Here is a 26113-nt window from a genome sequence, read left to right as displayed (position 1 = left end):
AACAGGCTGGGCGCCTAACCGCAACTTGAAATCCCTAGGGTATGGGTGATGGTGACATAGTGACCCGGTAATTTTACATAGGGGTCAATATAGCAGTGGCTTGAAAGATAAAGGGGATAAGGGGTGGTGAATCGAGTAGAACAACTGCGTCGGCAGTTAGCGCAGCGAATTTTAGTGTTGGACGGCGGCATGGGCACCATGATCCAAAGCTACCGTCTGGAAGAGAGCGACTTTCGCGGTGAGCGTTTTGCCGACTGGCAAAGCGATCTGAAAGGCAATAACGACCTGCTGGTGCTGACCAAGCCTGAGGTCATTACCGCCATTCACTACGGCTATCTGGAAGCGGGAGCCGACATCCTCGAAACCAATACCTTCAACTCCACCTCCATCGCCATGGCCGACTACCATATGGAGTCGCTGTCCGCCGAGATTAACTATCAGGCCGCCTGCCTTGCACGTGCCTGCGCAGACGAATGGACTGCGCGTACTCCAGAGCAGCCGCGCTACGTGGCCGGGGTGCTGGGGCCGACCAACCGCACCGCCTCTATTTCGCCGAACGTCAACGATCCGGCTTTTCGTAACGTTTCTTTCGACGAACTGGTGGAAGCCTACCGTGAGTCGACGCGTGCGCTGGTGGAGGGCGGTGTCGATCTGATCATGATCGAAACCATCTTCGATACCCTGAATGCCAAGGCCGCCGCCTTCGCGGTGGAAACCGAATTCGAAGCCTTGGGCGTTTCGCTGCCGATCATGATTTCCGGTACCATCACCGATGCTTCCGGCCGAACTCTGTCCGGTCAAACCACCGAAGCCTTCTATAACTCGATGCGCCACGTCAAACCGCTGAGCTTTGGCCTGAACTGTGCGCTGGGGCCGGATGAACTGCGTCAATACGTTGCCGAACTGTCGCGTATATCGGAAAGCTACGTCACTGCACACCCCAATGCCGGTTTACCTAATGCGTTCGGTGAATACGATCTGGATGCGCAAGAGATGGCGAGGCAGGTTGGGGAGTGGGCGCAAGCCGGCTTCCTGAATATCATCGGTGGCTGCTGCGGTACCACGCCGGAGCACATTGCCGCCATGGCCAAGGCCGTGGCGGGCGTGCCACCGCGCCAATTGCCGTCGATCCCGGTGGCCTGCCGTCTGGCGGGGCTGGAACCGCTAAACATCGATGCCAAAACGTTGTTCGTCAACGTGGGTGAGCGTACCAACGTGACCGGCTCGGCACGTTTTAAGCGGCTGATCAAAGAAGAGAAATACAGTGAAGCGCTGGCGGTTGCTCGCCAGCAGGTGGAAAGCGGCGCCCAGATTATCGACATCAACATGGATGAGGGGATGCTCGACGCGGAAGCGGCGATGGTGCGTTTTCTCAACCTGATCGCCGGTGAGCCGGATATCGCCCGGGTGCCGATCATGATCGACTCCTCCAAATGGTCGGTGATCGAAAAAGGCCTGAAGTGCATTCAGGGCAAAGGCATCGTTAACTCCATCTCGATGAAAGAGGGCGAAGAGGCCTTTATTCATCATGCCAAGCTGGTGCGTCGTTACGGTGCCGCGGTGGTGGTGATGGCGTTTGACGAAGTGGGCCAGGCCGATACGCGCGAGCGCAAATTCGAGATTTGCCGCCGTGCCTATAAAATTCTGACCGAGCGCGTCGGCTTCCCGCCGGAAGACATTATTTTCGACCCGAATATTTTCGCCGTTGCTACCGGTATTGAAGAGCATAACAACTACGCCGTCGACTTTATCGAAGCCTGCGCCGACATCAAAACTCACCTGCCGCACGCGATGATTTCCGGCGGCGTGTCCAACGTGTCGTTTTCATTCCGCGGCAACGATCCTGTACGCGAAGCGATCCACGCGGTGTTCCTGTATCACGCGATCCGCAACGGCATGGACATGGGGATCGTTAACGCCGGGCAGTTGGCGATCTACGACGATCTGACGGCTGAGCTGCGCGATGCGGTGGAAGACGTGATCCTCAACCGTCGTGACGACGGGACCGAACGGCTGCTGGAACTGGCGGAGAAATACCGCGGCAGCAAAGACAACGAAGTGGCGGTACAGCAGGCGGAATGGCGTGGCTGGCCGGTCGAAAAACGGCTGGAATACTCGCTGGTAAAAGGCATCACCGAGTTTATCGAGCTCGATACCGAAGAGGCCCGACAGAGGGCGGATCGCCCGATCGAAGTGATCGAAGGGCCACTGATGGCGGGCATGAACGTCGTCGGCGATCTGTTCGGCGAAGGCAAGATGTTCCTGCCGCAGGTGGTGAAATCCGCCCGCGTGATGAAACAGGCGGTGGCCTATCTGGAGCCGTACATTGAGGCCAGCAAGCAAAAGGGCTCAACGGCAGGCAAAATCCTGCTGGCGACGGTGAAGGGCGACGTGCACGACATTGGCAAGAATATCGTTGGCGTGGTGCTGCAGTGCAACAACTATGAAATTGTCGATCTGGGCGTGATGGTGCCGACGGAGAAAATCCTGAAAACCGCGCGCGAGCAAAATGTGGATATTATCGGCCTGTCCGGACTGATCACCCCGTCGTTGGACGAGATGGTCAACGTGGCGAAAGAGATGGAGCGTCAGGGCTTTACCCTGCCGCTGCTGATCGGCGGCGCTACCACCTCCAAGGCCCATACTGCGGTGAAGATTGAGCAGAATTACAGCGGCTCAACCACCTACGTACAAAATGCCTCGCGTACCGTGGGCGTGGTGTCGGCATTGCTTTCCGACGCTCAGCGCGACGATTTTGTGGCGCGAACCCGTAAAGAATACGAAACCGTCCGCATTCAGCACGCACGTAAGAAACCGCGAACTCCGCCGGTTGACCTGCAGAAAGCGCGCGCGAATGCCATGGTGCTGGACTGGGAAAATTATCAGCCACCGGTACCGAAGCAACTGGGCGTTTACCCGGTCGAAGCCAGTATCGAGACGCTGCGGCATTACATCGACTGGACGCCGTTCTTTATGACCTGGTCGCTGGCGGGCAAATACCCGCGCATTCTGGAAGATGAAGTGGTGGGGGAAGAAGCCAAGCGGCTGTTTGCGGACGCCAACCAGATGCTGGATATGCTGGCCGCTAACGGCAGCCTCAACCCGCGCGGCGTTTATGGCCTGTTCCCGGCTAACCGGGTCGGTGATGATGTCGAAGTTTATCGCGACGAAAATCGCGATGATGTGCTGGTGGTCAGCCGCCATCTGCGCCAGCAGACCGAAAAAACCGACTTCCCGAACTACTGCCTGGCCGACTTCGTCGCGCCGAAAAGCAGCGGCAAGGCCGACTACTTCGGGGCTTTCGCAGTGACCGGTGGGTTGGAAGAGGATGAACTGGCGGCGGCCTATGATGCGCAGCACGATGATTACAATAAAATCATGGTGAAGGCGCTGTCCGACCGTTTGGCGGAGGCTTTCGCCGAGTACCTGCATGAACAGGTGCGCAAGGTGCACTGGGGCTTTGCCAGCGACGAGAACCTGAGTAACGAAGAGCTGATCCGCGAAAATTACCAGGGCATTCGTCCGGCGCCGGGGTATCCGGCCTGTCCGGAGCACACCGAGAAAGCGGAGATCTGGCGACTGCTGGACGTTAACCGTCATACCGGCATGGAATTGACTGAGTCCTTCGCCATGTGGCCGGGGGCGGCGGTATCCGGTTGGTACTTCAGCCACCCGCAAAGCAAATATTTCGCGGTGGCGCAGATCCAGCGCGATCAGGTTGAAGATTATGCGGCGCGCAAAGGCATGAGCGTCGGCGAGGTTGAGCGCTGGTTAGCGCCTAATCTCGGTTACGACGCCGACTGATCCTCTCTTGATGGGCGCAGCAATGCGCCCATGTCATTACAACGCTTCGACGTCAATGTGCAGCGCGTCGTATCGCCAGTATTCCAAATCGCAGTCAATCACCCGATCGTGCTGATCGCGGTTAACCCGGGTAATAAATAACGCCGGGCTGCCGTAGGTGACCTTCAGCATGGCTGCCGCTTCCTGCGACAGCAGGGTTGGCAGCATATCGAAACGTACCCGCCCGTAGCGAATGCCGTAGCGTTCGGCATACAGCCCGGTCAGCGACTGGGTTAAATCTTCCTCCAGAATGCCGGCAAAGTAGGCCGGGTTGAGGTAGTGCTCGCAATACAGCACCGCACGGCCATCGATGTAGCGCAACCGACGAATGCGATAGACCTCGCTACCGGACGGTAAAGCCAGTTTTTGGCTCAGATCTTCGCGCAGCGGCACGGTGGCGCTGTCGATCACTTCGGTATGGGCATCACGCCCTTGCTGTTGCGCCATGGCGTGGAAGTGGCTGCGCTGCAGAGGGTTGTAAATCAGCCGCGGCGGCGAGATAAACCAGCCGCGCCTCACCTGACGGTAGATCACACCCTGCGCCTCCAACTGACCGAGCGCTTCCTGCAGCGTAATACGGGTGGTAGAAAACTGTTCGCTCAGAGCACGTTCCGAAGGCAATTTGCCGTCGGCGCTGAACTCCCCCACGGCGATCCGGGCGTTCAGCGTCTGGCAGATGGTCGCCACGGTTGTCGATACTTCACTCATGCAACAGATGCCCCATTTTAGTGCGTTTATCCCCGCTAAAGGTAGCCCAGCGAAGGGCTGACGAACACGCCAAATGCGATAAAACCGCTGCTTTTTTAGACTGACATATAATTATCACATTCGTCCGTTAGATTGGCTTGGTTCTTGCTGGACTAGTCCAGCCACTCCCACACTACCACCCGGAGCATCAGTTATGAAACGTTTGTGCGCTTCTGTGTTAACCAGTGCCATTGTCCTGACCAGTCAAATGAGCTGGGCAGCCGATTCCGATCTGGCGGCGCTGGAACAGGCTGCCAAGAAGGAAGGGGAAGTCAACAGCGTCGGCATGCCGGACAGCTGGGCTAACTGGAAAGATACCTGGCAGGATCTGCTGAGCAAGTACGGCCTGAAGCATGTCGATACCGACATGAGTTCGGCGCAGGAAATTGCCAAGTTTGATGCGGAAAAGAGCAATGCTACGGCGGATATTGGTGACGTGGGCGCGGCATTCGGCCCTATCGCGGTACAAAAAGGGGTGACCCAGCCGTATAAACCTTCCACCTGGGAACAGGTACCTGACTGGGCCAAAGACAAGGACGGCCACTGGGCACTGGCCTATACCGGCACCATCGCCTTCATTATCAATAAAAAACAGGTGAAAGAGATCCCCCACAGCTGGGCAGATCTGTTGAAGGGCACTTATCAGGTCACTATTGGTGACGTCGGCACCGCTTCGCAGGCGGCCAGCGGCGTGCTGGCGGCAACCTACGCGATGGGCGGGAACGAAAAGAACCTGAAGCCGGGCCTGGAATTCTTCGGCAAGCTGGCCAAGGCTGGGCGCCTGAGCCTGAGCAACCCGGTGATCGCCTCGCTGGAAAAGGGCGAAGTGCAGGTGGGGGTGGTTTGGGACTTTAACGGTTTGAACTACCGCGATCAGATCGACAAAACCCGCTTTGAAGTGCTGATCCCCTCTGACGGATCTATCACTTCCGGTTACACCACCATTATCAACAAATACGCCAAACACCCGAATGCCGCCAAGCTGGCACGCGAATACATCTTCTCAGACGCAGGCCAAATCAACCTGGCGCGCGGCTATGCGCGTCCAATCCGAGCGGAACACCTGACGTTGCCAGACGATGTCAAAGCCAAGCTGCTGCCGGCAGAACAGTATAAGAATGCTCACCCGATCGCCGATCCGGCGGCCTGGGAGCAAAGTGCCAAAACGCTGCCGCGCCAGTGGCAGGAAAACGTCATTATGTTTATGCAGCAGTGAGTTAAACCATCATGAAAACTATCCTCGTGCTGCTGGACGGTCTGAACTATCAGGTGGCACACGACGCCATGGGCTATCTGCAGGCCGAATGTGCGGCAGGGCGCGGACGGTTGTATCAGTTGGAGAGCGAGTTGCCCTCGCTCTCCAGACCGCTGTACGAATGCATCCTCACCGGTATGCCGCCGGTGGAGAGTGGCGTGGTGCATAACCAGGTGTCACGCCTCTCGCATCAGCAAAGCGTGTTTCACTACGCTCGTGCCGCGGGCTTGACTACCGCGGCAGCGGCCTATCACTGGTTCAGTGAGCTGTACAATCGTACCCCGTTCGACGCCGCGCGCGATCGCCATACCGACGATGCCGAGCTGCCGATCCAGCACGGCCATTTTTATTACGACGACCGTTACCCGGATTCTCACCTGTTTGACGATGCGGAAAGCTTGCGCCGCCGTCATCAACCCGATTTCTTGCTGATCCACCCGATGAACATTGACGACACCGGGCACCGCTTTGGCCTGTCATCGCCGCAGTACCGCAATGCGGCGCGCAACGCCGACGGCGTACTGTCGCGCTATTTGGCCGACTGGCTGAATGCGGGTTATCAGGTGATGGTCACCGCCGATCACGGCATGAATGACGATCGCAGCCACGGCGGCGTGTTGCCGGAAGAGCGACAGGTGCCGCTGTTTGTCTTCGGTGACGCCTTCAGCCAGAGCGACGCTAATCCGCAGCAAACCGACCTGTGTGGCACCCTGTGCGAAGTGCTGCAGATACCGCACGACAAGCCGCGTTGCCGTGCGCTGTTGGCCTAAGGGTGAGCCATGAAAGCTAAGTGGATTGCCGCGCTGTGCCTGCTGCCGTTTATCCTGCTGTTCGGCGCGTTTCAAATTGCGCCGCTGGTGTGGATTGCCGTCAGCAGCTTTTTCAGCCAGACCAGCGGCTGGGGGCTGGGCAACTATGTTGACGTACTGACCTCGCCGTTCTATTTGCAGGCGTTTCAGTTCTCGCTGGAGATCTCTCTTTGGTCGAGCGTTTATGGGCTGCTGATTGCGTTAGTAGGCAGTTACTCACTGCGCCGACTCGGTCAGACGCGGTTTCATGATTTTGTGATGTCGTTTACCAACATGACCAGCAATTTCGCCGGGGTCCCCTTGGCGTTTGCCTTTGTCATTCTGCTGGGATTGAACGGCTGCCTGACGCTGCTGCTGCGCAAATATGGCCTGATGGAAAGCTTCAACCTGTATTCCAAAACCGGACTGATCGTACTTTATACCTACTTCCAGATCCCGCTGGGCGTGCTGCTGCTGTACCCGGCGTTTGACGCGCTGCGCGAGGACTGGCGCGAATCGGCATCGCTGCTTGGCGCCAGTCCGTGGCGCTACTGGCGGCATATTGGCTTGCCGGTGCTGGCGCCGGCGTTGATGGGCACCTTTGTCATCCTGCTGGCCAACGCACTGGGGGCTTATGCCACGGTGTATGCGTTGACCACCGGCAATTTCAACGTGATACCGATCCGCATATCGGCGCTGGTCGCGGGGGATATCTCACTCGACCCTAACCTGGCCAGCGCGCTGGCTATGCTGCTGGTGGTGATGATGGCGTTTATTACTCTGATCCATCAATGGCTGTTGCGCAGGAGCTACCTCAATGCGCGCTCATAATGTTGCGGAGGGCGGCCATGTCGCGCTTTGAAACCGGCTATCACCGCGTAGTAAGTGGGCTGTTGTTGCTGATCCTGCTGTTGCCGCTGGCGGCGACGCTGATTTATGCGCTGGCCACCCAGTGGGGCGCGACTATTCTGCCGGACGGCTTTACCCTGAAATGGTTGGTGGCCTTATGGAGCGATCCCCGCTTCCTGCTGGCGCTGTGGCACTCGCTGCTGATCTGCTTTGGTACCCTGGTGCTGGCGGTGGTGGTGATTTTGCCAACGATGTTTGTGATTGCTTACTATTTTCCCAAACTGGATGCGGTAATGAACGTGCTGATCCTGCTGCCATTTGCCGTGCCACCGGTAGTGTCGGCGGTCGGGTTGATGCAGCTGTTCGCCGCCGATCCGCTGCCGCTGCTGGGCACGCCGTGGATCCTGATCGGCTGCTATTTTTCCATTACGCTGCCGTTTATTTACCGTGCCATCAGCAACAACATGCAGGCGATCAACCTGCGCGATCTGATGGACGCCGCACATCTGCTGGGCGCCAGTACCTGGCAGGCGGCGCTGCTGGTGGTGCTGCCGAACCTGCGTAAGGGCGGGATGATTGCGGTACTGCTGTCGTTCTCTTTCCTGATTGGTGAATTCGTCTTCGCCAACCTGCTGGTGGGCAGCCAATACGAAACGCTGCAGGTTTACCTCTACAACATGCGTAACGGCAGCGGCCATTTCACCAGCGCACTGGTCATTTCTTATTTCGCCGTGGTGCTGATTGTCACCTGGTTGGCGAATTTGCTGAATAAAAATAAGGGCTAACCGCATGGCTTACCTCAATGTCACCCGCCTCAATAAACACTATGGCCAGACCCAGGTGTTTCAGGATATCGACTTTACCGCCGAGGAGGGCGAGTTTGTCACGCTGCTCGGGCCAAGCGGCTGCGGTAAATCGACGTTGCTGCGCTGTCTGGCGGGGCTGACCCCGGTCGACAGCGGACAAATCCTGCTGCAGGGCCAGGATCTGGTACCGCTCCCCCCGCAAAAGCGCGGTATCGGCATGGTGTTCCAGAGCTATGCGTTATTCCCGAACATGACCGTTGAGGGCAACGTCGCGTTCGGGCTGAAAATGCAAAAGCTGGCGGCCGGTCAGATCCAGCAGCGGGTGCAAGAGGTGCTGGCGTTGGTGGAGCTGACTGAGCTGGCGAAGCGCTATCCGCATCAGCTGTCCGGTGGACAGTGCCAACGGGTGGCGCTGGCACGTTCGCTGGTGACCCGTCCGCGGTTGCTGTTGCTCGACGAGCCCCTTTCGGCACTCGACGCGCGTATCCGTAAGCACCTGCGCGAACAGATCCGTCGGATCCAGCGTGAACTGAACCTGACGGCCATCTTCGTTACCCACGATCAGGAAGAGGCGCTGACGCTGTCGGATCGCATCGTCTTGATGAACAAAGGACAAATCGTACAAAGCGGTGACGCGGAAACTCTGTATACCCAGCCGGCCGACGTCTTCGCCGCCGGGTTCATCGGCAACTACAACCTGTTGAGTGCGGAACAGGCGACGACTTTGACCGGCAGCCCTTACCACGGTAAGGTAGCTGTTCGACCAGAGTCCATTACCCTGGTGCCTGCCGGGCAGGGGATTGCCGCGGTGATCCTTAACCACAGCCTGTTGGGCAACGTGGTGCGCTATCGGGTACGGGCCCGCGGTGTGGAGCTGCTGGTCGACGTGCTCAACCGTTCGGTCGAAGATTTGCGGCCCGACGGCAGTGAAATTGGACTACACTTAGAAACTGTTACATTACGGGAAGTTGCATGACATCGCTGCGGCATTCAATGATAACTCCAGGGTAATTCCTGCCGTTGCGTTAACCCTCCAATAGCGGTCTGCAGCCTGTTGCCGCTGTCCTGCCTTTATGCACGCCTGGCAGGCAGGATAGCCTGCTGTGTCTTGCCGGGCGTGAAGGGAGCGTTCCTTCCGTGTTGACCCTTCTTCACCTGCTTTCTTCCGTTGCCCTCTTGGTGTGGGGTACCCACATCGTGCGCACCGGAATTATGCGGGTTTACGGCGCTAATTTGCGCCGGGTATTGAGCGACAGCGTAGAGAAAAAACCGCTGGCGTTCGTCTCCGGTATCGGCGTGACCGCGCTGGTGCAAAGCAGTAACGCCACGGCGTTGCTGGTGACCTCTTTCGTCGCGCAAGGGCTGGTGGGACTGACGCCCGCACTGGTGATTATGCTCGGCGCCGATGTCGGTACCGCGCTGATGGCGCGAATACTGACCTTTGACCTCTCCTGGCTGTCACCGCTGCTGATCCTGGTCGGCGTCTTCCTGTTTCTCAGCCGCAAGCAAACCCGTGTAGGGCAAATGGGGCGCGTGTGTATCGGCCTCGGGCTGATCGTACTGGCGCTGGAGCTGATTGTTGCCGCCGCGACGCCAATCACCCAGGCGGCGGGTGTGAAAGTGTTGTTCTCGTCACTGACCGGTGATGTGATGCTGGATGCCCTGACCGGTGCGCTGTTCGCCATTGTCAGCTATTCCAGCCTGGCGGCCGTACTGTTGACTGCCACTCTGACCGCCTCCGGGGTGATCTCGCTGAAGGTGGCGCTGTGCCTGGTGATCGGTGCCAATCTTGGCAGCGGTCTGTTGGCGATGATCAACACCAGCGGCCAGAATGCCGCCGGTCGTCGGGTGGCGCTCGGCAGCCTGTTGTTCAAGCTGATGGGTTGTGTGCTGGTGCTGCCGTTTGTCTCTTATCTGGCGGACGTGATGACTCGGTTGCCTGGCGGTAACGAAGAGTTGGTTATCTACTTCCACGTGTTCTACAACCTGATCCGTTGCCTGGTGCTGATCCCGTTGGCCGGGCCGATGGCGCGCCTGTGTGAAACGCTGATTGCCGACGTGGCGGCGGACGATCCCCGATTGCGACCGCGGCACCTTGATGCCAGTGCACTGGATACCCCGACGCTGGCATTGGCCAACGCGGCACGTGAAACCCTACGTATGGGCGACGTGGTGGAGCACATGATGATTCTGCAGCGCGAAGTGCTGCACGGTAAGCAGGGGCAGGATAAAGAGGTTCGCCGGCTGGATGATGACGTCGACGTGCTTTATACCGCCATCAAGCTGTATCTGGCGCAGATCCAGAAAGAGGATCTAGGCGAGGAAGACTCTCGGCGCTGGGCGGAAATCATCGAGATGGCGCTGAATCTGGAACAGGCGGGTGACATTATCGAGCGCATGGCCGGGGACGTGGGGGCGAAATCACACGCGGCGCGGCGAGCATTCTCCACCGAAGGGCTGGCCGAACTGGATGCGTTGCATGAGCGGCTGATAGGCAATCTGCGTCTGGGACTGTCGGTGTTCTTGTCCGGTGACCTTACCAGCGCCAAACGGCTGCGGCGCTCCAAGCATCGGTTCCGGATTTTGGATCGTCGTTACGCCCATGCGCACGTTGATCGCTTGCATCAGCAGAACGTTCAAAGTATTGAAACCAGCTCGCTGCACCTGGGGCTGTTGGGGGATATGAAGCGCCTGAACTCACTGTTCTGTGCGGTGGCATATAACGTGCTGGATCAAGATGAAAAGGATGATGAGCGTGAGTGGGAGGATACGCCCAGCACGCTGTAAGTCATGCCCCCGGCGTGGCCGGGGGCAGTACCTCAATTATTTACCCGAAAAGACCCCCGCTTTGGCATCGGCGGCCTGGTTATTGATATAACCGCCTACCGGTGTCTCCAGGTTCACCACGCTTTTACCGGCGATGCCCAGCAGTGCGCCTGCCGAGGCAGCGGCATCAAGATGACCACCACCCTGATAGCGGTTGCCGACCACGTCCTGCTGTTCCAGTTTACCGTTACCCAGCGTCACTTCACCTTGCTGGCTGCGGATCTCGCCGCCAGTGAGACGAGTGGTGCCCTGAACGTTGAGCGCAACGTCATTTTTCCCATTGATGGCCGACTGCACGCCTACTGCATCGTTATTGACTACGTCGGCCTTGACCTTGAACTGACCTTGCAGCCCGGCAGGACCGGTCAGGCTCTCTTTGGATTTGTTGCCCAGGAAGCGAGCGCCGCGATCCCACAGTGGCCCCTTTTCTTTTTCGCCGGCAAGCGTTTCCGGCAGGGTGACCTTACCTTCGGCCTTGCTGAAGCTGACCGCGCCGGTGGTGTCCTGCTTCGGATCGAGGCGACGAGCTACGCTGTTGTACTTGTCGGTGGTGGCGTCAGCGACCTTGTTGATGCCGCCCTCCAGCTTCTCCTTCACCTTACCCGCGTAGTGCGGGGTACCCACTTTCGACAGTTTGCTGGTTATGCTGCTGGCCGGGTCGTTGGTGTGGCTCAGACCGACATCCACATCGACCTTCACGCTGCTTTCGCTGTCTTTGCGACTTTCGACGCGCAGATCGCCACCGATGTTGCCTTGCACGCTGTCGGCATCGATTCGGGCGCCGGCCAACTGGGTGTCTTTACCACTGTTGATCGTGACTTCTCCTGCGCTAATCAGGCTGTTGCCCTGAGTGGTTTTTTGCAGGTTATCGACACCGACTTTCACACCGGCGCCCAGGGTATGGGTGTCGCTGCCGCTGGTGGTATCCACCTTGCCGTTGGCGTCCTTATTGAAGGATTGGCCGCCTTTGGCGTTAGCCTTCAGCCCCAGGTTCCAGTTGTTTTTCTGCTCCTGGTTTTGTACCGACTCCAGCACCACGCCGCCGTTCTCGGCGTTCAGGCCAACGCTGCTGCCCTTGACCTCGGTTCCCTGCAGATGCAGGGCATGCGCGTCGTTGCCTTTGGCGCTAATGGTCACTGCGCCGCCGCTGGTGATTTTGCCACCTTGCTGGGTCGTCGAGGTCTCATCTACCTTGGCAATGTCAAACGCGCCGCCGAGAGAAAGGCCGCCCGCGCTCTTTTTGTCGTTATCGGTGCTGTTGCCGCCGATATCGATATTGCCAGAGAGCGTATCGTCCTTGCGGGTCTGCTGCGATTGGGCTGCCTGAAGCGCGACCTTGTCTCCCGCTTTCAGCGAAACGTCGCCCTGGCTGGTGACATTACTGCCTTGCAGCGTCAGGCCACGGCCGGCATCCAGTTCTACGCCCTGTTTGCCGCCGATGTTGCTGACTTGCGCGCTGCTGCCGTCACTCTTCCCGTTGCTGTAGCCGCCACCCAGCCCAAGGCCGAAGCTTTTGGTTTCCGGTGTGGTACCGCCTTTGGCCGACACTTTGACATTGAAGCCGTTGTGGCTTTCATGGCTGGTATCGGTGGCCTGGTCGAAACGGATGTTGCCGTCTTCCGCTTTTACCTTCGCCTTGCCGTCGCCGGCCTGCAACGAAGTACCCTGATACACCGCGTCTTGCTTGACCTTGATGTCGATACCATTGGCGGCGGTGATGCTACCGGTCACGGCCTGGCTGCCGGTGCTTTCGCTGTGCTTATTGCCGCCTTCGCCTTTGGCATCGATGGTCAGATCGCTGCCGGTGGTGGTATAAACGCGCACGCTGGCGCCGCCGCGGGTTTCGCTGCTGCTTTCCTGCTGGCTGTTTTTCGCCGCTTCACTGTGGTGGCTATCGGCTGTCAGCGCTACGCTCCCTTGAGTCGCCTGATACTGTGTTCCAGTATCCTGCAATTTCCCGCTGGCTTTTACGTCGATGGATCCGGCGGTAATCTTGCTGACTACGGCTTGGGAGCTGCTATTGCTCTTTTCGCTGCTGCCGCCATTGGCGCCAATATCCAGCCCGATATTCGGTGCGCCGATGCCGCCGATCTCGTTAATCACGCCGTTGGCGTCCAGCTTGGCGACTTTCCCTACCGCACGTTCTACCGGGCGGGTGACGGCGCTGTAATCGACGTTGGCACCGATGTCTACGCCGACGTCGGTTTTAGTGGTGTTGCTGCTTTCGCTGTTGATGGCGGCCAGGTGATCAACGCTGTTGGCATTCTCCTGATATTTGCCGCCAACCTGGTGCTGCGCACCTTGCTGGGTCAGTTTGTCTTTGGCATTAATCGTCAGATTGCCCGCGATATCGCTGCCGGAAGTCACCGCCTTGCTGCTTTGTGAGTGCGTCTTGCTGTTCTCGTAACCGCCTTCAATGCCGGAGCCAACTTTATCTATGCCGCCGGTGTAGTAGACTCCGCCGCCGATTTTGGTTTTTTCGGTATCGCTGGTGGTCTTGTTGTCGGCTGCCAGGAAGGCCACGTTGTCGCCGCTGACGCTGGCGTCACCCTGGGTGGTCACCAGTTTGGATCCGCTGAAGGTCACGTCCTTGTCTGCTTTCAGCGCGACGCTGCCGCCGCTCAGCGTTGATGACTGTTGTTCGCTGCGGGTGGTTTTCTCGCTGTCACTGGTATGCTCAATACGTAAACCGGCACGGTATTGCTTGTCGCTTTTCTCGTTGGCATAGCCGTTGATGGCAAGGGCAGTTTTTTGCTCATCAATGTGCTGCTGCTGTTCTCCGCTGCTGACATTGATATTACCGCCGGCATTGACTTCCAGCTTACCGGTGCTGGTCACCTTGCTGCCCACCACGTCGGTATCCTTTTTGCTGACCAACTGCAGGTTGGTATCGGAAACCAATTCGCTGGCGGTGGACTGTTGGTGGCTGTTATTGGACTTTTGCGAGCTGCTGGTGATATTGAAGACGGTGCCGGTACGGGCATCCACCTTGTCAACCGTGGTGCTGAGGGCGTTATCGATCCGCAGACCGCCGTCGGTGGCGGCGACAAAACCGCCTTTGGCGCCCTTCACGGTGCTGCCGGTAATGGTCACGCCCTGTTTGCCGTTCAGCCACAGGGTGCCGTCGGCCGTCACCTGAGAAGCGTTGCTGACTTCGCGACGGTTGCTGTTGTCCTGGTTGTTGCCGCCGCCGATACCGCCCCATGAGGTTTTATTGTCGCGAACGGTTTTCTCATTGGCGGTTTTTTGTACGCCGATATTGATTTGGTCGTTGGCATCCACCTTGAGGTCGCCTGACGCGTACACTTTGGTACCCTGGCCTACGACGCGATTACCGGCTTTTATCGCCAAATCACCGCCGGAGAAGACGCTGCTGGACTTCAGGCTTTCGGTTTCATTGCTGTTGCTCCAACTGCCGGTACGCAGGCTGGGGGTATGGTTGCGTTGATTACCGCGTTCGCTGGTTTTTTCTCGCTCGATCAATCCGCTGAGCTGCACGTCGCGCTTGGCGTCGATGCTCAATGCATTGCCCGCAGAAACCTTGGCGCCGCGCAGCGTCACATCCTGCTCGGTGGCGGTCAGCGTGACATTTTTCGTGGCCTCAATGTTGCTGGTGGCCTGTTGAAGCTTCTCATTCTCACGGGTGACGTTGTATTTCCAACTGTAGAACCACCGCTCATCGGTATGGCCCTGAGTCTGCTTCAGTTGCCGACCGTCGAGCGTCAGGCTGGCGCCTTGCAGCGTGATCTCTTCGCCACGAACGTCGGTGGCGGTCAGGTGGTTGCTGTTATCGGCCACCAGGCTGATATTTTTGCCTTTCAGTTCGGTGCGGGCCAGTTGCTGACCGGTGCTGCGGTCGTTGATGTAGATCCCGCCGCGGTAGTTTTGGTAATTCTCGCCGCTATTGCGGTTGCTGCTGCTGTCGTTGACCTGGCTGTCGGTGCGGATGTTGTAAGCTTTCACCCGGATTTCATCGCTGCCATCCAGCTTGCCAGCCAGCTTTACGCCACTGCCGGTGACGGTATGGATGATATTGATGCGTCCTGCCTGCATGCTGCCAAGATAGTAGCTGTCCGTGGTGCCTAATAACTGGTCCCAGACTGTGAGCTCAGGTTGTTCGCTGCTGAGCACCTGTGCATCGTGCGATACGCGGTTGTTGCCGCTGATGGCGTTGATCGCCGAGATCATTTTATCGCTTTTTTTATCGTACAGCGGTGCGACGATGACCTCGCCGCGGCTGTTGATTCTCGGCGCGATCAAATCCAGCACGCCACTGGCGTTCAGCCGGCCATCAAGGCTCAGGGTGTTGCGATTGCCCAACGTGCTGTAGCCCTGCAGCATGCCGTTTTCCACCAGGGGGTTACCCACCACCAGCGACGAGCGACTGGTATTGATAAAGCCGCAGCCGTCGCAACTGATGCCGTTCGGGTTAGCCAGCACGTAGTCGGCCGCCATGCCGAAGATTTCTTGCTGTCCGTGCAACAGCGACGGGTTGCGGCTGATCACCTCATTGAGGATCACGCTGGCCGCCTGGTTGTTCAGGTTCGGGTTAGCAGCCAGTTGGCCGGCCAACTGAGACCGCCCGGCATCGAGCGAGTTATTCAGCACCGCGCCGGGTTGGTTGACGTTGAAATCCTGATACTGGTTATGTGACAGCCCGTGGTCGTTAGGCGTCACGATATTGACCACCTGTGCGCCGTTACCGGCAGTTGAAACACCGGGCCCGTTAGCGCCGTTGGCCGCTACGATCTCGCCGGCGTACGCGCTGCCGAGGGAGGCGAGAATGATCGCCAGTGAAGCGGCTAACTTGCCCGCTCCCGAGAGCCTGAAGTTATTATTTTTCATCCATGTATCTCCATATATCGCTGTGGTAGTGCAAAAAAACGCAAACTAAAAGGTGTACGAAAAGCGTGCCAGTACCTGTATCGGATCGTCGGGCATTGAGTGGCTGGACAGTAGCCAACCGCGGCTGGCTTCAACGTCGAACATGGCGCGTTGGTAACGCAGGGTGACACCGGCGCTTAACCCCGCGCTGCTTTGCCAACCGGAAGGTCGGTTATCGCGAGGCAGCACCCGGCCGACGTCGCCGCCGATACGTGGAGTGAGGCTGCTCTGGCCCAAGGTGAAGCTGCGGGAAAGGGTGTTTTGCAGATACCAGCCGTTATCACCGGACAGCGTGCTGCGGCTGAAACCCCGGATCGCGCTGCGGTCCGTCAAGCTGAGCCATTCCACGCCAGGCAGGCGATCGTGGCTGTATTGCCCGTACAGCAAGTTGCTCAACTGGTAAGTGGCACCGGCAAGCTGGAGGCGTTGGTTGAGGTTGGCGAACAGCTTGCCCTTGGTGAATTGGGGATCGGGCAGCCCGGCCCCCCCTTGACGGTCGGCGCCAAACCAGGGCAACCCTTGCTCTACGCTGAGGTTGGCGCTGATCAGCCCGGTAGGCAGGATCTGCAGGTGGTTAACGCCCAGCTCAAACAAGCTGAGCGTTGGGCTGCCGAGGCCAATACGTACGGTTTCGAAATAGTTAGTGATGCGCTTATGGGTCAGTTGCCCGTTCAGGGTATTGATCTGGTCGCGATCGCGATAAAACACATAGTCGCCGCGCAGACCGTACTGTTGGGTCTGGCCGTGCAGTTTGTAGCTGTTGAACACCAACTGCTGGTGGTTCAGGTATTGCGAGTAGCTGGCAAAGCCGCTGAAGGTGAAAGCGCCGTAGGGCAGGGAATAGAGCAGGGTATAGGCGCGATTATAGCGTTGCGCCGGGTTGTCCAGCGTGCCGGCAACGTTCAGGCTGGCGAAGTCCGACAGGCCGAAAGGGCTGTCCAGCGTTGCCGTGCTCCGCGCCAGCCACTGGCCGGTATTTTTCTGACCGTAATTATCCAGCGTAGTGGACAGCAACCAGGGTTTAGTGTGTTGATTATGCAACCGAATAATAGATCCACCAACTTTGCTGCCCGGTAATATATCCAATCGGGTTTTATTCGATTGCAAACGATTGGCCTGATCTAATCCCTGATCGAGCTGGGTTAATTTTAATGGCTGACCTTCCAATCCAGGGAATAATAATTGGCTGTTAACCCAACGATCGCCCCCCTCTATTTTTTCGATAAATCCTTCTGTGACACGCAGGCCTAATTCACCCTCGGCATTGGGGCGAATAAATTGCACGCGTGCGGTGATATAACCTTTATCCAGGTATAAGCGGGTCAATTCACGCGTCAGGCGATTGATGTCGTTGCTGCTAATGCAGCGCTCTGGCAGTGCACTCAGCGTTGCCAAATCTTTCGCCGACAGCAGCGTTATCCCCTGTAGATACACGCCGCCGATCGGCAGGCATTGAGCCGAAAGTGGCAGTGCCGGTGCAGCGGGTTCGGGGTCTTCCAGCAACTGCTGCTGTTTAAGCTGCTGATAGCGCCGCTGCTCTATTTGTTGATTCACTTCACGCGTACCGTCTTGCAAAGCGCGACGCGATTCGCTCATCGGTGAGAACCCCCCCATTTCCGGCAGGGTGGCGGCGGGGAGTGCGGTGCTAAACAGCAGCGCCAGGGCGGCGGTTTTTCTGATCATTGTAATCCATTATGAGAAACCGCTGGGGCGGCCTACTCAATCCATGAGGTCAATAAACGGACGGCCAACGGCCGGCCCGGAATCGCGAGCGACAATCACATTGCGGGGTTCTTATTCGCCAGTGGAAAATAAGAAGGTGGGTTTTATTTTTCTAAATAATAATTAGGCTGCTTGTTTATATTTTTAATAATTACCCTTCAATTACTCATAATGAGGTAATTAAAAAAGTAAATTAATTGGACTTTTCCGCTCTCGTCGTCATAGGCGGTTATCGGCAGCTCTGGGAAAAATCTGAATTTTTATTTTGTGCGGGGATAATAGAGGATGGGGATAATTCTGACAATCCGACCAGTGGGAAATACGAAATTTCGTAGGAGAGTCCGGGGCGCAAATGTGAACTGCACCCCGAGGTGAAATTATTTTTTAGTGATTGGTCGGCCGGACCAGTAACCCGCCAACAGGGATCCGGACAGGTTATGCCACACCGAGAACAGGGCGCCCGGCAACGCGGCCAGCGGTGAGAAGTAGATTTTACCCAGCGTCGCGGCCAGCCCGGAGTTCTGCATGCCGACTTCAATTGCCAGCGTACGGCAGGTCGATTCGTCGAAGCCGAACAGCTTGCCGCCCCAGTAACCACTCAGCAACCCGATGCCGTTGTGCAGGATCACCGCCACGATCACCACCAGCCCGACCGAGGCGATATGGCTCTGGCTGCCGGCAACCACGGCGCTGATGATCGCCAAAATGCAGATCATCGACAACGCCGGCAGGATCGGCTCAATACGTTTGACGGTTTTGGTAAAGGTGTGATGGACGATCAAACCCAGACCAATAGGGATCACCACGATCTGCAGAATGCTCAGCAACATCCCCATGACGTCGACGCTGATCTCGGTATCGACGTACAGGCGGGTCAGCAGCGGCGTCGCGAAGACGCCCACCAGCGTGGAGACTGCCGAAATGGTCACTGACAGCGCCACATCCCCTTTGGCCAGATAGATCATGACGTTGGACGCGGTACCGCTGGCAACGCTGCCAACCAGCACCATGCCGGCGGAAAGATCCGGGGGCATATGGAACAGCATTGCCAGCAGCCAGGCAGCCAGCGGCATGATCAGGTAATGCAAAAAGATCCCTGCGGCAACCGGGCCCGGGCGGGACAGCACGCGTTTAAAGTCATCGAGCCGCAGCGTGACGCCCATGGCGAACATGATCAGCATCAGCAGCGGGCTGACGTAGGGGCCGATCCCGATAAAGGTGGTGGGCGTGCTGTAGGCGGCGACGGCGAGCAGCAGCGCCCACAGAGGGAATAATCGGGTAAATTTTGCCAGCATGAGTGAGGTTTTCCTTAGCCAAATAACAACGATGGGGGTGGTGTTGTGTTTTTTGCGGGTTCGGTGAACTGAACCCCTACGGTTATGGACTGCTTTTTTAGAAGTAGAGGCGCGGCGTGCCGCGCCTGCAAAGGTGACGGTAGCTTATTCGAACAGGTTGTGGTGCAGGGTGCGAACGACTTGTTCGGCGTCATCGCCCGGTACCAGGAAGCACAGGTTGTAGCTGCTGGCGCCGTAACAGATCATGCGGATATTGAACGGGTCGAGCACGCCGAACACTTCTTTGCCCACGCCGCAGGCCTGGGAAAGCTTGTTGCCGATCAAGGCGACCAACGCCAGATTTTCTTCCACTTCTACCCGGCACAGTGACGACAGTTCGGTCAGCAATGAAGTGGTCAGCAGGCTGCCGCCGGTGGAGGTTGAACCCGTGGTATCCATGGTCAGCGCTACGCTAACTTCGGAGGTCGTGATCAAGTCCACCGAGATATTGTGGCGCGCCAAAATGCTGAACACCTCGGCCAGGAAACCGCGTGCGTGCAGCATGTTGAGGCTGTGCAGCGTCAGCAGGGTTTGTTTGCGGCGCAGTGCCAGCGCACGGAATAGCGGTGGGTTCTCGGTGGTGTTGCACACCAGGGTACCGCCGGCGGACGGATCTTTGCTGGAGCCGACGAACACCGGGATATCGCTGCGAACGGCCGGTAACAGGGTGGCCGGGTGCAAGACTTTTGCGCCAAAGGTGGCCATTTCAGCTGCTTCTTCGAAGGCGATTTTATCGATGCGTTTTGCCGCCGGAACCACGCGTGGGTCGGTGGTGTAGATGCCCGGCACGTCGGTCCAGATATCGACCCGGCTGACGCTCAGCGCTTCACCCAGCAGGGCGGCGGTGTAATCGCTGCCGCCGCGACCCAGCGTGGTGGTGCGGCCTTTCGGCTCGCTGCCGATAAAGCCCTGGGTAACCACCAGGGCTTCCTGCAGGCGTGGCTTGAGCAGCGACTGGGCCAGTTGGTTCAGCGCTACGCTGTCCGGCGTTGCGCGACCGAAATGATCGTCGGTGTGCATCACTTTACGTACGTCAAACCACTCCGCCTGCACATCACGACTGCGCAGGATCTCAACGAACAGCAGGGTAGACATCAGTTCGCCGTGGCTGACCAGTTCGTCGGTCAGCGCCGTGGAGGTGGCCAGGGAGGCCGCTTCGGACAGCATGGCAATATTTTCCAGCATGCGGTCGATTTCGTCGCGCACTACCGCCGGATTATCGAGGCGATCGAGAATGGCGTATTGAATGCGGCGGATTTCGTCGAGCTGATAGTGACGCTTGTCGGCGTCGCTGCCTTCGGCCAGAGCCACCAGCAGGTTGGTGACGCCCGCAGAAGCGGACAATACCACCAGACGTACGTTCGGATTGGCGAGAACGACGTCGGCGCTGCGGTTCATGGCTTCATAGTCGGCAACGCTGGTGCCGCCGAATTTGGCGACAACGGTGGCATTCTGGGGTGCTGCTTGGTTCATGTAAAAACCTCGTGTCAGGGTGGCCCTCTTCAGAGAACACTTTTTTCATAGCCTTGGCACAAGGGGGGAGCGATAAACGGGAGCAGACGTAGAAGTGAAAGCTACGATACACCCAGAAGCGCCCCACCTTGTTGATTGCCCTTACGGACAATTCTGGTGACAACCCAGGGGATTCAGCCCCTGTAGTCGATACGATGAATGCCGCGCATCACCTTACCTCGGCGTCGCTCCCCCTCAAGCGTCGTCATTGGAAAACGGCTCCTCTGACACTCTACCTGGGCGACGCGCCTCTTCTGGCTTGCACACCGGGTGCGCAAGTAGGCTGTTAGGAATAGCCCGATATCGTGCCGCTGTCAACGTCCGGAAGTTGAGGGATTTTCATCTTGTACCAGTGCAATCAGCGTACAGGGCATTGCCGGGACAAAACCGGCGCCGATCGGCTGCAGTGTGCCGTCTTCCCGCTGGCTGAAAAGCGGAATAACACCATGATTTTTCTCTATATATTCCAACCAGCCAAAGTTCTCGTTCAGCTTGGTGGCTTTGATGGTGGCGCCCTGGGCAATCAGGCTGCTTAGCCGACCGTAGGTGGCCTCTTGATTGAACAGGATCTCATGCCGGCGGAAGCGCGAACTTTCCGCACTGTTGCCGCGGCCTTTCAGCGGGGCACCGGAGCGGATGGCGAACACCTGCCCTTCACCAAAAATATGGCCGAAGTGATAGACCGCCAACGCATTTTGGTGGCGGTTGGGAGAGAGCGCCAGTACTTGTGCGGTGTCGCTGAGATCGAGATAGTTTTCGGCATGCTCAGAGTAAGCATGGCCATAATAGGCGGGGATGCCGTCCATACGCGCCTGGCGATAATATTCCCAACTGCTGTCGGTGACGAGCACCGGAATATTCAACTTCATCAGCGCCTGCGCCAGCATACGTGCGACGCTATTGGCGCCGACAATCAGCACCCCTCGCGGTTTTTGCTGCTGTACCCGCAGCCAACGCGCCATCATGCCGCTGGTCAGGCTTTGCAGTACCACGGTGCCGATGATCACGGCGAACACCACGGTCACCAGCCGATCGGCTCCCGGATAACCGCTGCGCTGCAGCGTCAGGGCAAACAGCGAACTGACCGCCGCGGCGACGATGCCACGCGGAGCGATCCAGCATAGCAGCAGGCGATCGCGCCAGTGCAGGGAAGAGCGCCAGGTTGATACCGCAATACACAGCGGGCGGGCGACGAACTGCACCACCAGCAACAGGCCCAATAATGGCCAGCCCATGTTCCACAAGGCCTGAACGTCGAGCCGTGCCGCCAAAATGATAAACAGCGCTGAAATCAGGATCGCCGACAGCTCTTCCTTGAACGCCAGAATGTCGCTGGTATCCACATCGCGCATATTGGCCAGCCAAATGCCCATCACGGTAACGGTCAGCAGGCCGGATTCATCGGCAATGGCGTTGGACACGCCAAAGGCGGTGAGCATGATGGCCAGTACCGCCAGGTTTTGCAGGTAGCGCGGCAGCCAGACGCGGCGCAGCGCCAGGCCCAGCAAATAGCCGAACAGCGCGCCAGCCACCAGGCCGACGGCGGCGGTAATGCCCAGCGTCCAGAACAGATGGGTGTAAGATTCTGAATGCTGTTTCAGTACGATAAATTCGAACACCAGCAGGGTAAAAATGGCGCCGACCGGATCGATGACGATGCCTTCCCAGCGCAGTACCTGGTTGATATTGGCATTCGGTCGCACCACCCGCATCAACGGGGCGATCACCGTAGGGCCGGTGACCACTGTGACCGCGCCGATCAGCGCCGCCAACTCCGGTGGAAAGTCCAGCAACCACCAGCAGGCCACGCCGATCACCAGGAAGGTCATCAGCATGCCGATGGTTACCAGATTGCGCACCACGCCGCCGAGGCCACGTATTTCCTCGACCCGTAGCGTTAGCGCCCCTTCAAACAGAATAATGGCGACCGACAGCGACACCAGCGGGAACAGCAAATCGCCGAACAACGCGTCCGGCTGAACCCAATGCACCACAGGCCCCAGCACGATGCCAAACACCAGCAACGGCAGAATGGCCGGCAGGCGTAACACCCAGGCTAGCCACTGCGCCAGCAATGAGCTCAAGCCAATAACCACCAACATCAATGGGGCAGATAATTCCATAGTCATGTCCTTCGTCGTTCACACCGCAGCCTGGCTGGCCGCGCATCCTTAGCCTAATTACGTCATTGACGTGGTGATAACCTGACACAGTTTAGTGACAGTTAAGCAACCCTGATAACAGGCTGTTATCCAAAAGTATAGGGGAAGTGCTGAAACGATGCGGCGGCAATTGACAGTTAGCGCCTATCGCAAGAAAAGAGATCATAATCACGGTCGAACAGGCTACAATCGGTCAACCACGTCACATTTATTCTCAAGCCTAAGAGTGTTGCTATGAAAAATATCAATCCTAGTCAAACCGCTGCTTGGCAAGCCCTGCAGCAACATTTTGAACAGATGAAAGACGTACAGATCAGCGATCTGTTTGCTCAGGACAAAGAGCGTTTCTCCAAGTTTTCCGCCACCTTCAACGATCAGATGCTGGTGGACTACTCTAAAAACCGCATCACCGCGGAAACCCTGGAGAAGCTGCAGGCACTGGCGAAAGAAACCGATCTGCAAAGCGCGATCAAATCCATGTTCGCCGGCGAGAAAATCAACCGTACTGAAGACCGTGCGGTGCTGCATATTGCCCTGCGTAACCGCAGCAACAGCCCAATCATCGTTGATGGCAAAGATGTGATGCCGGAAGTGAATGCGGTGCTGGCCAAAATGAAACAGTTCTGTGACCGCGTGATTGGCGGTGACTGGAAAGGCTATACCGGCAAAGCAATTACTGACGTGGTAAATATCGGTATTGGCGGTTCAGATCTCGGCCCTTATATGGCTACCGAGGCACTGCGCCCGTACAAAAATCACCTGAACATGCACTTCGTCTCCAACGTTGACGGCACTCATATCGCCGAAACGCTCAAACCGCTGAACCCGGAAACCACTCTGTTCCTGGTGGCGTCCAAAACCTTCACCACCCAGGAAACCATGACCAACGCCCATAGCGCGCGCGACTGGTTCCTGAGCACCGCCGGTGACCAAAAACACGTGGCGAAACACTTCGCGGCGCTGTCCACCAACGGTAAGGCGGTCGGCGAGTTCGGCATCGACACCGCTAACATGTTCGAGTTTTGGGACTGGGTTGGCGGCCGTTATTCCCTGTGGTCGGCGATTGGCCTGTCTATCGCCCTGTCAGTGGGTTACGAGAATTTTGAACAGTTGCTGAGCGGCGCGCACGCGATGGACAAACACTTCGCGCAAACGCCGGCAGAGCAAAACCTGCCGGTGCTGCTGGCGTTGATTGGTATCTGGTACAACAACTTCTTCGGTGCAGAAACCGAAGCTATCCTGCCGTACGACCAGTACATGCACCGTTTTGCCGCTTACTTCCAGCAGGGCAACATGGAATCCAACGGTAAATATGTCGATCGCAACGGCAATCCGGTGGACTACCAGACCGGCCCAATCATCTGGGGCGAGCCGGGCACCAACGGGCAGCACGCGTTTTACCAACTGATCCACCAGGGGACCAAACTGGTGCCTTGTGACTTTATCGCGCCGGCCATCAGCCATAATCCGCTGAGCGACCACCATGCCAAACTGCTGTCGAACTTCTTCGCGCAGACCGAAGCCCTGGCGTTCGGTAAATCACTGGAAGTGGTAGAAGAAGAATTCGCAGCCCAGGGCAAAACGCCGGACGAGGTTAAGCACGTAGCGCCGTTCAAGGTATTTGAAGGCAACCGCCCAACCAACTCCATCCTACTGCGTGAGATTACGCCGTTCAGCCTGGGTAGCCTGATTGCCCTGTATGAACACAAGATCTTCACCCAGGGCGCGATCCTCAACATCTTCACCTTCGACCAGTGGGGTGTGGAACTGGGTAAACAGCTGGCTAACCGTATCCTGCCTGAACTGGCCGGTGACGAAGCGGTCAGCAGCCACGACAGTTCAACCAATGCACTGATCAATCGCTTCAAAGAATGGCGTTAATTAACGTCTGAATGAATGCCAATAAAAAACCCGCCTTGGCGGGTTTTTTTTACGTCTGAAGGAATTACAGATTGATAGGCACTTCGAAACTGATGCCTGCGCCTACGTCATCGGCGGTGCTGGCGTTGTTATCGGTGTACCACAGGCTGGTATCAAACTTGACCTGAGAGTCGAAGTTGTAACCCCAGCCTAACTGAATGCCTTTCAGCGTGTCGGATTTCGGGAAGGCCTGGTTAATTGGCTGGCTGTTCGGGTTTACTTTGGCATACACCAGACGTGTGCTCCAGCGTTGGCCATCGTCCAACACCATCTCTACGCGGCCGGACAGCATTTGCCCGTCGCCGCCCATGGCGTGGCCCAGTGGGTAGCCTTGCTGGTAGTAGCCACCTTTATAGGTGTAGTGGGTGTAAACATAGTTTTTACGGCTCATATCGGAGCGGGTATCTGCCCCTTCAATAGACCAGTTGATAGTGGTTGGGCCCCATTCAGGATGGCCTTCCAGCCCCAGCAGGTAGGTATTTTGCGATGGCAGGAAGCCCGCTTCATCTTCACCCACTAACTGACCGTACAGGCTGACAGGCAGACCAATCAACGGCTGCATTTTCAGCTTGAAGTCGAAACCGGCGAGCTGGTTGCCGGGATCGTTGCCTTGGCCTGAGTCATCGTTGTCCTTGCCGGTGAAGGCGTCCCAGAAGGAGCTAAAGGACTGTGGTCGGCCGCTGCCGCCCCACTGCATGATGCGCGAAGCACCCAACTCGAGGAAGTTGGTCGGCATCATGGTCAGACGGCCGCCGATCAGCTTGGTGTCAGGCACGGCGGTGTACTGCGACAGCTGACCCGCCGTCAGTTGGTACTGCCAACGGCCAATCCAGGACAGCCAAGGGGTTTCAAACGGCGATTGGTCGGCGCGCTGCAGCATAAAGCCGGCGACCGGGCGTGCGGCGTCGGAACGGATCAGGCTGCCGTCGTAACCAGGGCCCCACCACTGGGATACCTCACCGAAGGACAGCCACTGGTTCCAGATTTTCACTGCACCGTAGGAGCCGTTGAGGTTGAATTTGGAACCGTCGCTGACGCGCTGATCGCCTTCGACTGAACCCTGGAGTCGCACGTCCCAGAATTCGCCGTTGGCACCGGCACCGACGGTGAGGCTTTGGTCAGCATATTGGTTCTGCCCGAAACCCTGTGGCGTGCCGGGCTTATCGGTGGCGGCGTAACCGCTGACGCGGATATTGGCTTTCAGTTCGCCGACGCGGCGTTGAACACGGTCGATGACGTTTTTCTCGGTATTGGTTACCGGTTTGGCCTGTGAAATGACTGAACTGATCTCTTCCTGGCTTAGTGGCCAGGTGGACAGGCTAACGTTGATGACGCCGCGATCGGACAACCAGGCGAGGTCGTTGCGCAGGTCATTATCAGGGGTTACCAATCCGCTGGCATGGCCGGTTAATGCACAGGTAAACAGGCCTGCGGCGACCAGTCCGTTAAGCTTAGCGCGCATAAA

Annotated in this window: 15 protein-coding genes and 1 riboswitch; of the genes, 8 read left to right on the top strand and 7 right to left on the bottom strand. The window is 57.7% G+C overall.

Annotation, left to right across the window (positions count from 1 at the left end; all coding sequences use genetic code 11):
• Window positions 1–123 precede the first annotated feature (123 nt).
• Window positions 124–3804, top strand: a complete 3681-nt coding sequence (gene metH / locus AC1RKC_RS12015) for a methionine synthase (RefSeq protein WP_046372509.1) — start codon at window positions 124–126, stop codon at window positions 3802–3804.
• A 36-nt stretch (window positions 3805–3840) separates the two neighbouring features.
• On the opposite strand, the gene AC1RKC_RS12010 is transcribed toward metH, so the two are convergent.
• Entirely contained in the window at window positions 3841–4551 is a 711-nt protein-coding gene (locus AC1RKC_RS12010; RefSeq protein WP_046372510.1) for a UTRA domain-containing protein, read from the bottom strand.
• Between the two features lie 193 nt (window positions 4552–4744).
• Here AC1RKC_RS12010 and AC1RKC_RS12005 point away from each other — a divergent pair, with 193 nt between their 5' ends.
• From AC1RKC_RS12005 to AC1RKC_RS11980, 6 genes are all read left to right on the top strand, one after another.
• Window positions 4745–5806 (top strand): ABC transporter substrate-binding protein, encoded by a 1062-nt coding sequence (locus tag AC1RKC_RS12005; RefSeq protein ID WP_020837196.1) that lies wholly within the window; start codon window positions 4745–4747, stop codon window positions 5804–5806.
• An 11-nt stretch (window positions 5807–5817) separates the two neighbouring features.
• A complete protein-coding gene (locus tag AC1RKC_RS12000) occupies window positions 5818–6615 on the top strand; it encodes an alkaline phosphatase family protein (RefSeq protein ID WP_176984386.1) in 798 nt (265 codons plus the stop codon).
• 9 nt (window positions 6616–6624) lie between these two features.
• Window positions 6625–7464 (top strand): ABC transporter permease, encoded by an 840-nt coding sequence (locus AC1RKC_RS11995; RefSeq protein ID WP_020837194.1) that lies wholly within the window; start codon window positions 6625–6627, stop codon window positions 7462–7464.
• Between the two features lie 17 nt (window positions 7465–7481).
• Window positions 7482–8267: an ABC transporter permease gene (locus AC1RKC_RS11990; RefSeq protein WP_020837193.1), complete on the top strand. Its 786-nt coding sequence runs from the start codon at window positions 7482–7484 to the stop codon at window positions 8265–8267.
• A 4-nt stretch (window positions 8268–8271) separates the two neighbouring features.
• Window positions 8272–9264: an ABC transporter ATP-binding protein gene (locus AC1RKC_RS11985; RefSeq protein ID WP_046372511.1), complete on the top strand. Its 993-nt coding sequence runs from the start codon at window positions 8272–8274 to the stop codon at window positions 9262–9264.
• A gap of 161 nt (window positions 9265–9425) precedes the next feature.
• Window positions 9426–11075: a Na/Pi cotransporter family protein gene (locus AC1RKC_RS11980; protein WP_041415041.1), complete on the top strand. Its 1650-nt coding sequence runs from the start codon at window positions 9426–9428 to the stop codon at window positions 11073–11075.
• A 36-nt stretch (window positions 11076–11111) separates the two neighbouring features.
• Here AC1RKC_RS11980 and AC1RKC_RS11975 read toward each other — a convergent pair whose 3' ends face one another.
• From AC1RKC_RS11975 to AC1RKC_RS11955, 5 genes are all read right to left on the bottom strand, one after another.
• A complete protein-coding gene (locus tag AC1RKC_RS11975) occupies window positions 11112–15959 on the bottom strand; it encodes a hemagglutinin repeat-containing protein (protein WP_493092493.1) in 4848 nt (1615 codons plus the stop codon).
• A 45-nt stretch (window positions 15960–16004) separates the two neighbouring features.
• Entirely contained in the window at window positions 16005–17681 is a 1677-nt protein-coding gene (locus tag AC1RKC_RS11970; protein WP_046372513.1) for a ShlB/FhaC/HecB family hemolysin secretion/activation protein, read from the bottom strand.
• Between the two features lie 416 nt (window positions 17682–18097).
• Window positions 18098–19015 (bottom strand): ketopantoate/pantoate/pantothenate transporter PanS, encoded by a 918-nt coding sequence (panS, locus tag AC1RKC_RS11965; protein WP_046372514.1) that lies wholly within the window; start codon window positions 19013–19015, stop codon window positions 18098–18100.
• 144 nt (window positions 19016–19159) lie between these two features.
• Window positions 19160–20527, bottom strand: a complete 1368-nt coding sequence (lysC, locus tag AC1RKC_RS11960) for a lysine-sensitive aspartokinase 3 (RefSeq protein ID WP_020837187.1) — start codon at window positions 20525–20527, stop codon at window positions 19160–19162.
• 108 nt (window positions 20528–20635) lie between these two features.
• A riboswitch (Lysine riboswitch) is annotated at window positions 20636–20828 on the bottom strand.
• 52 nt (window positions 20829–20880) lie between these two features.
• Entirely contained in the window at window positions 20881–22689 is a 1809-nt protein-coding gene (locus tag AC1RKC_RS11955; RefSeq protein WP_046372515.1) for a cation:proton antiporter, read from the bottom strand.
• A gap of 273 nt (window positions 22690–22962) precedes the next feature.
• Between AC1RKC_RS11955 and pgi the strand changes: the two genes are divergently transcribed.
• Window positions 22963–24609 (top strand): glucose-6-phosphate isomerase, encoded by a 1647-nt coding sequence (pgi, locus tag AC1RKC_RS11950; protein WP_048759960.1) that lies wholly within the window; start codon window positions 22963–22965, stop codon window positions 24607–24609.
• Between the two features lie 64 nt (window positions 24610–24673).
• Here pgi and AC1RKC_RS11945 read toward each other — a convergent pair whose 3' ends face one another.
• Window positions 24674–26110, bottom strand: coding sequence for a capsule assembly Wzi family protein (locus AC1RKC_RS11945; protein ID WP_261135999.1), 1437 nt, complete (start codon window positions 26108–26110; stop codon window positions 24674–24676).
• Between the last annotated feature and the right edge of the window lie 3 nt (window positions 26111–26113).

Source organism: Serratia sp. GW822-FHT06E05 (assembly GCF_058799445.1).
Note: the sequence above shows the minus strand (reverse complement) of the source record. Positions and strands in the feature narration are given on the sequence as shown.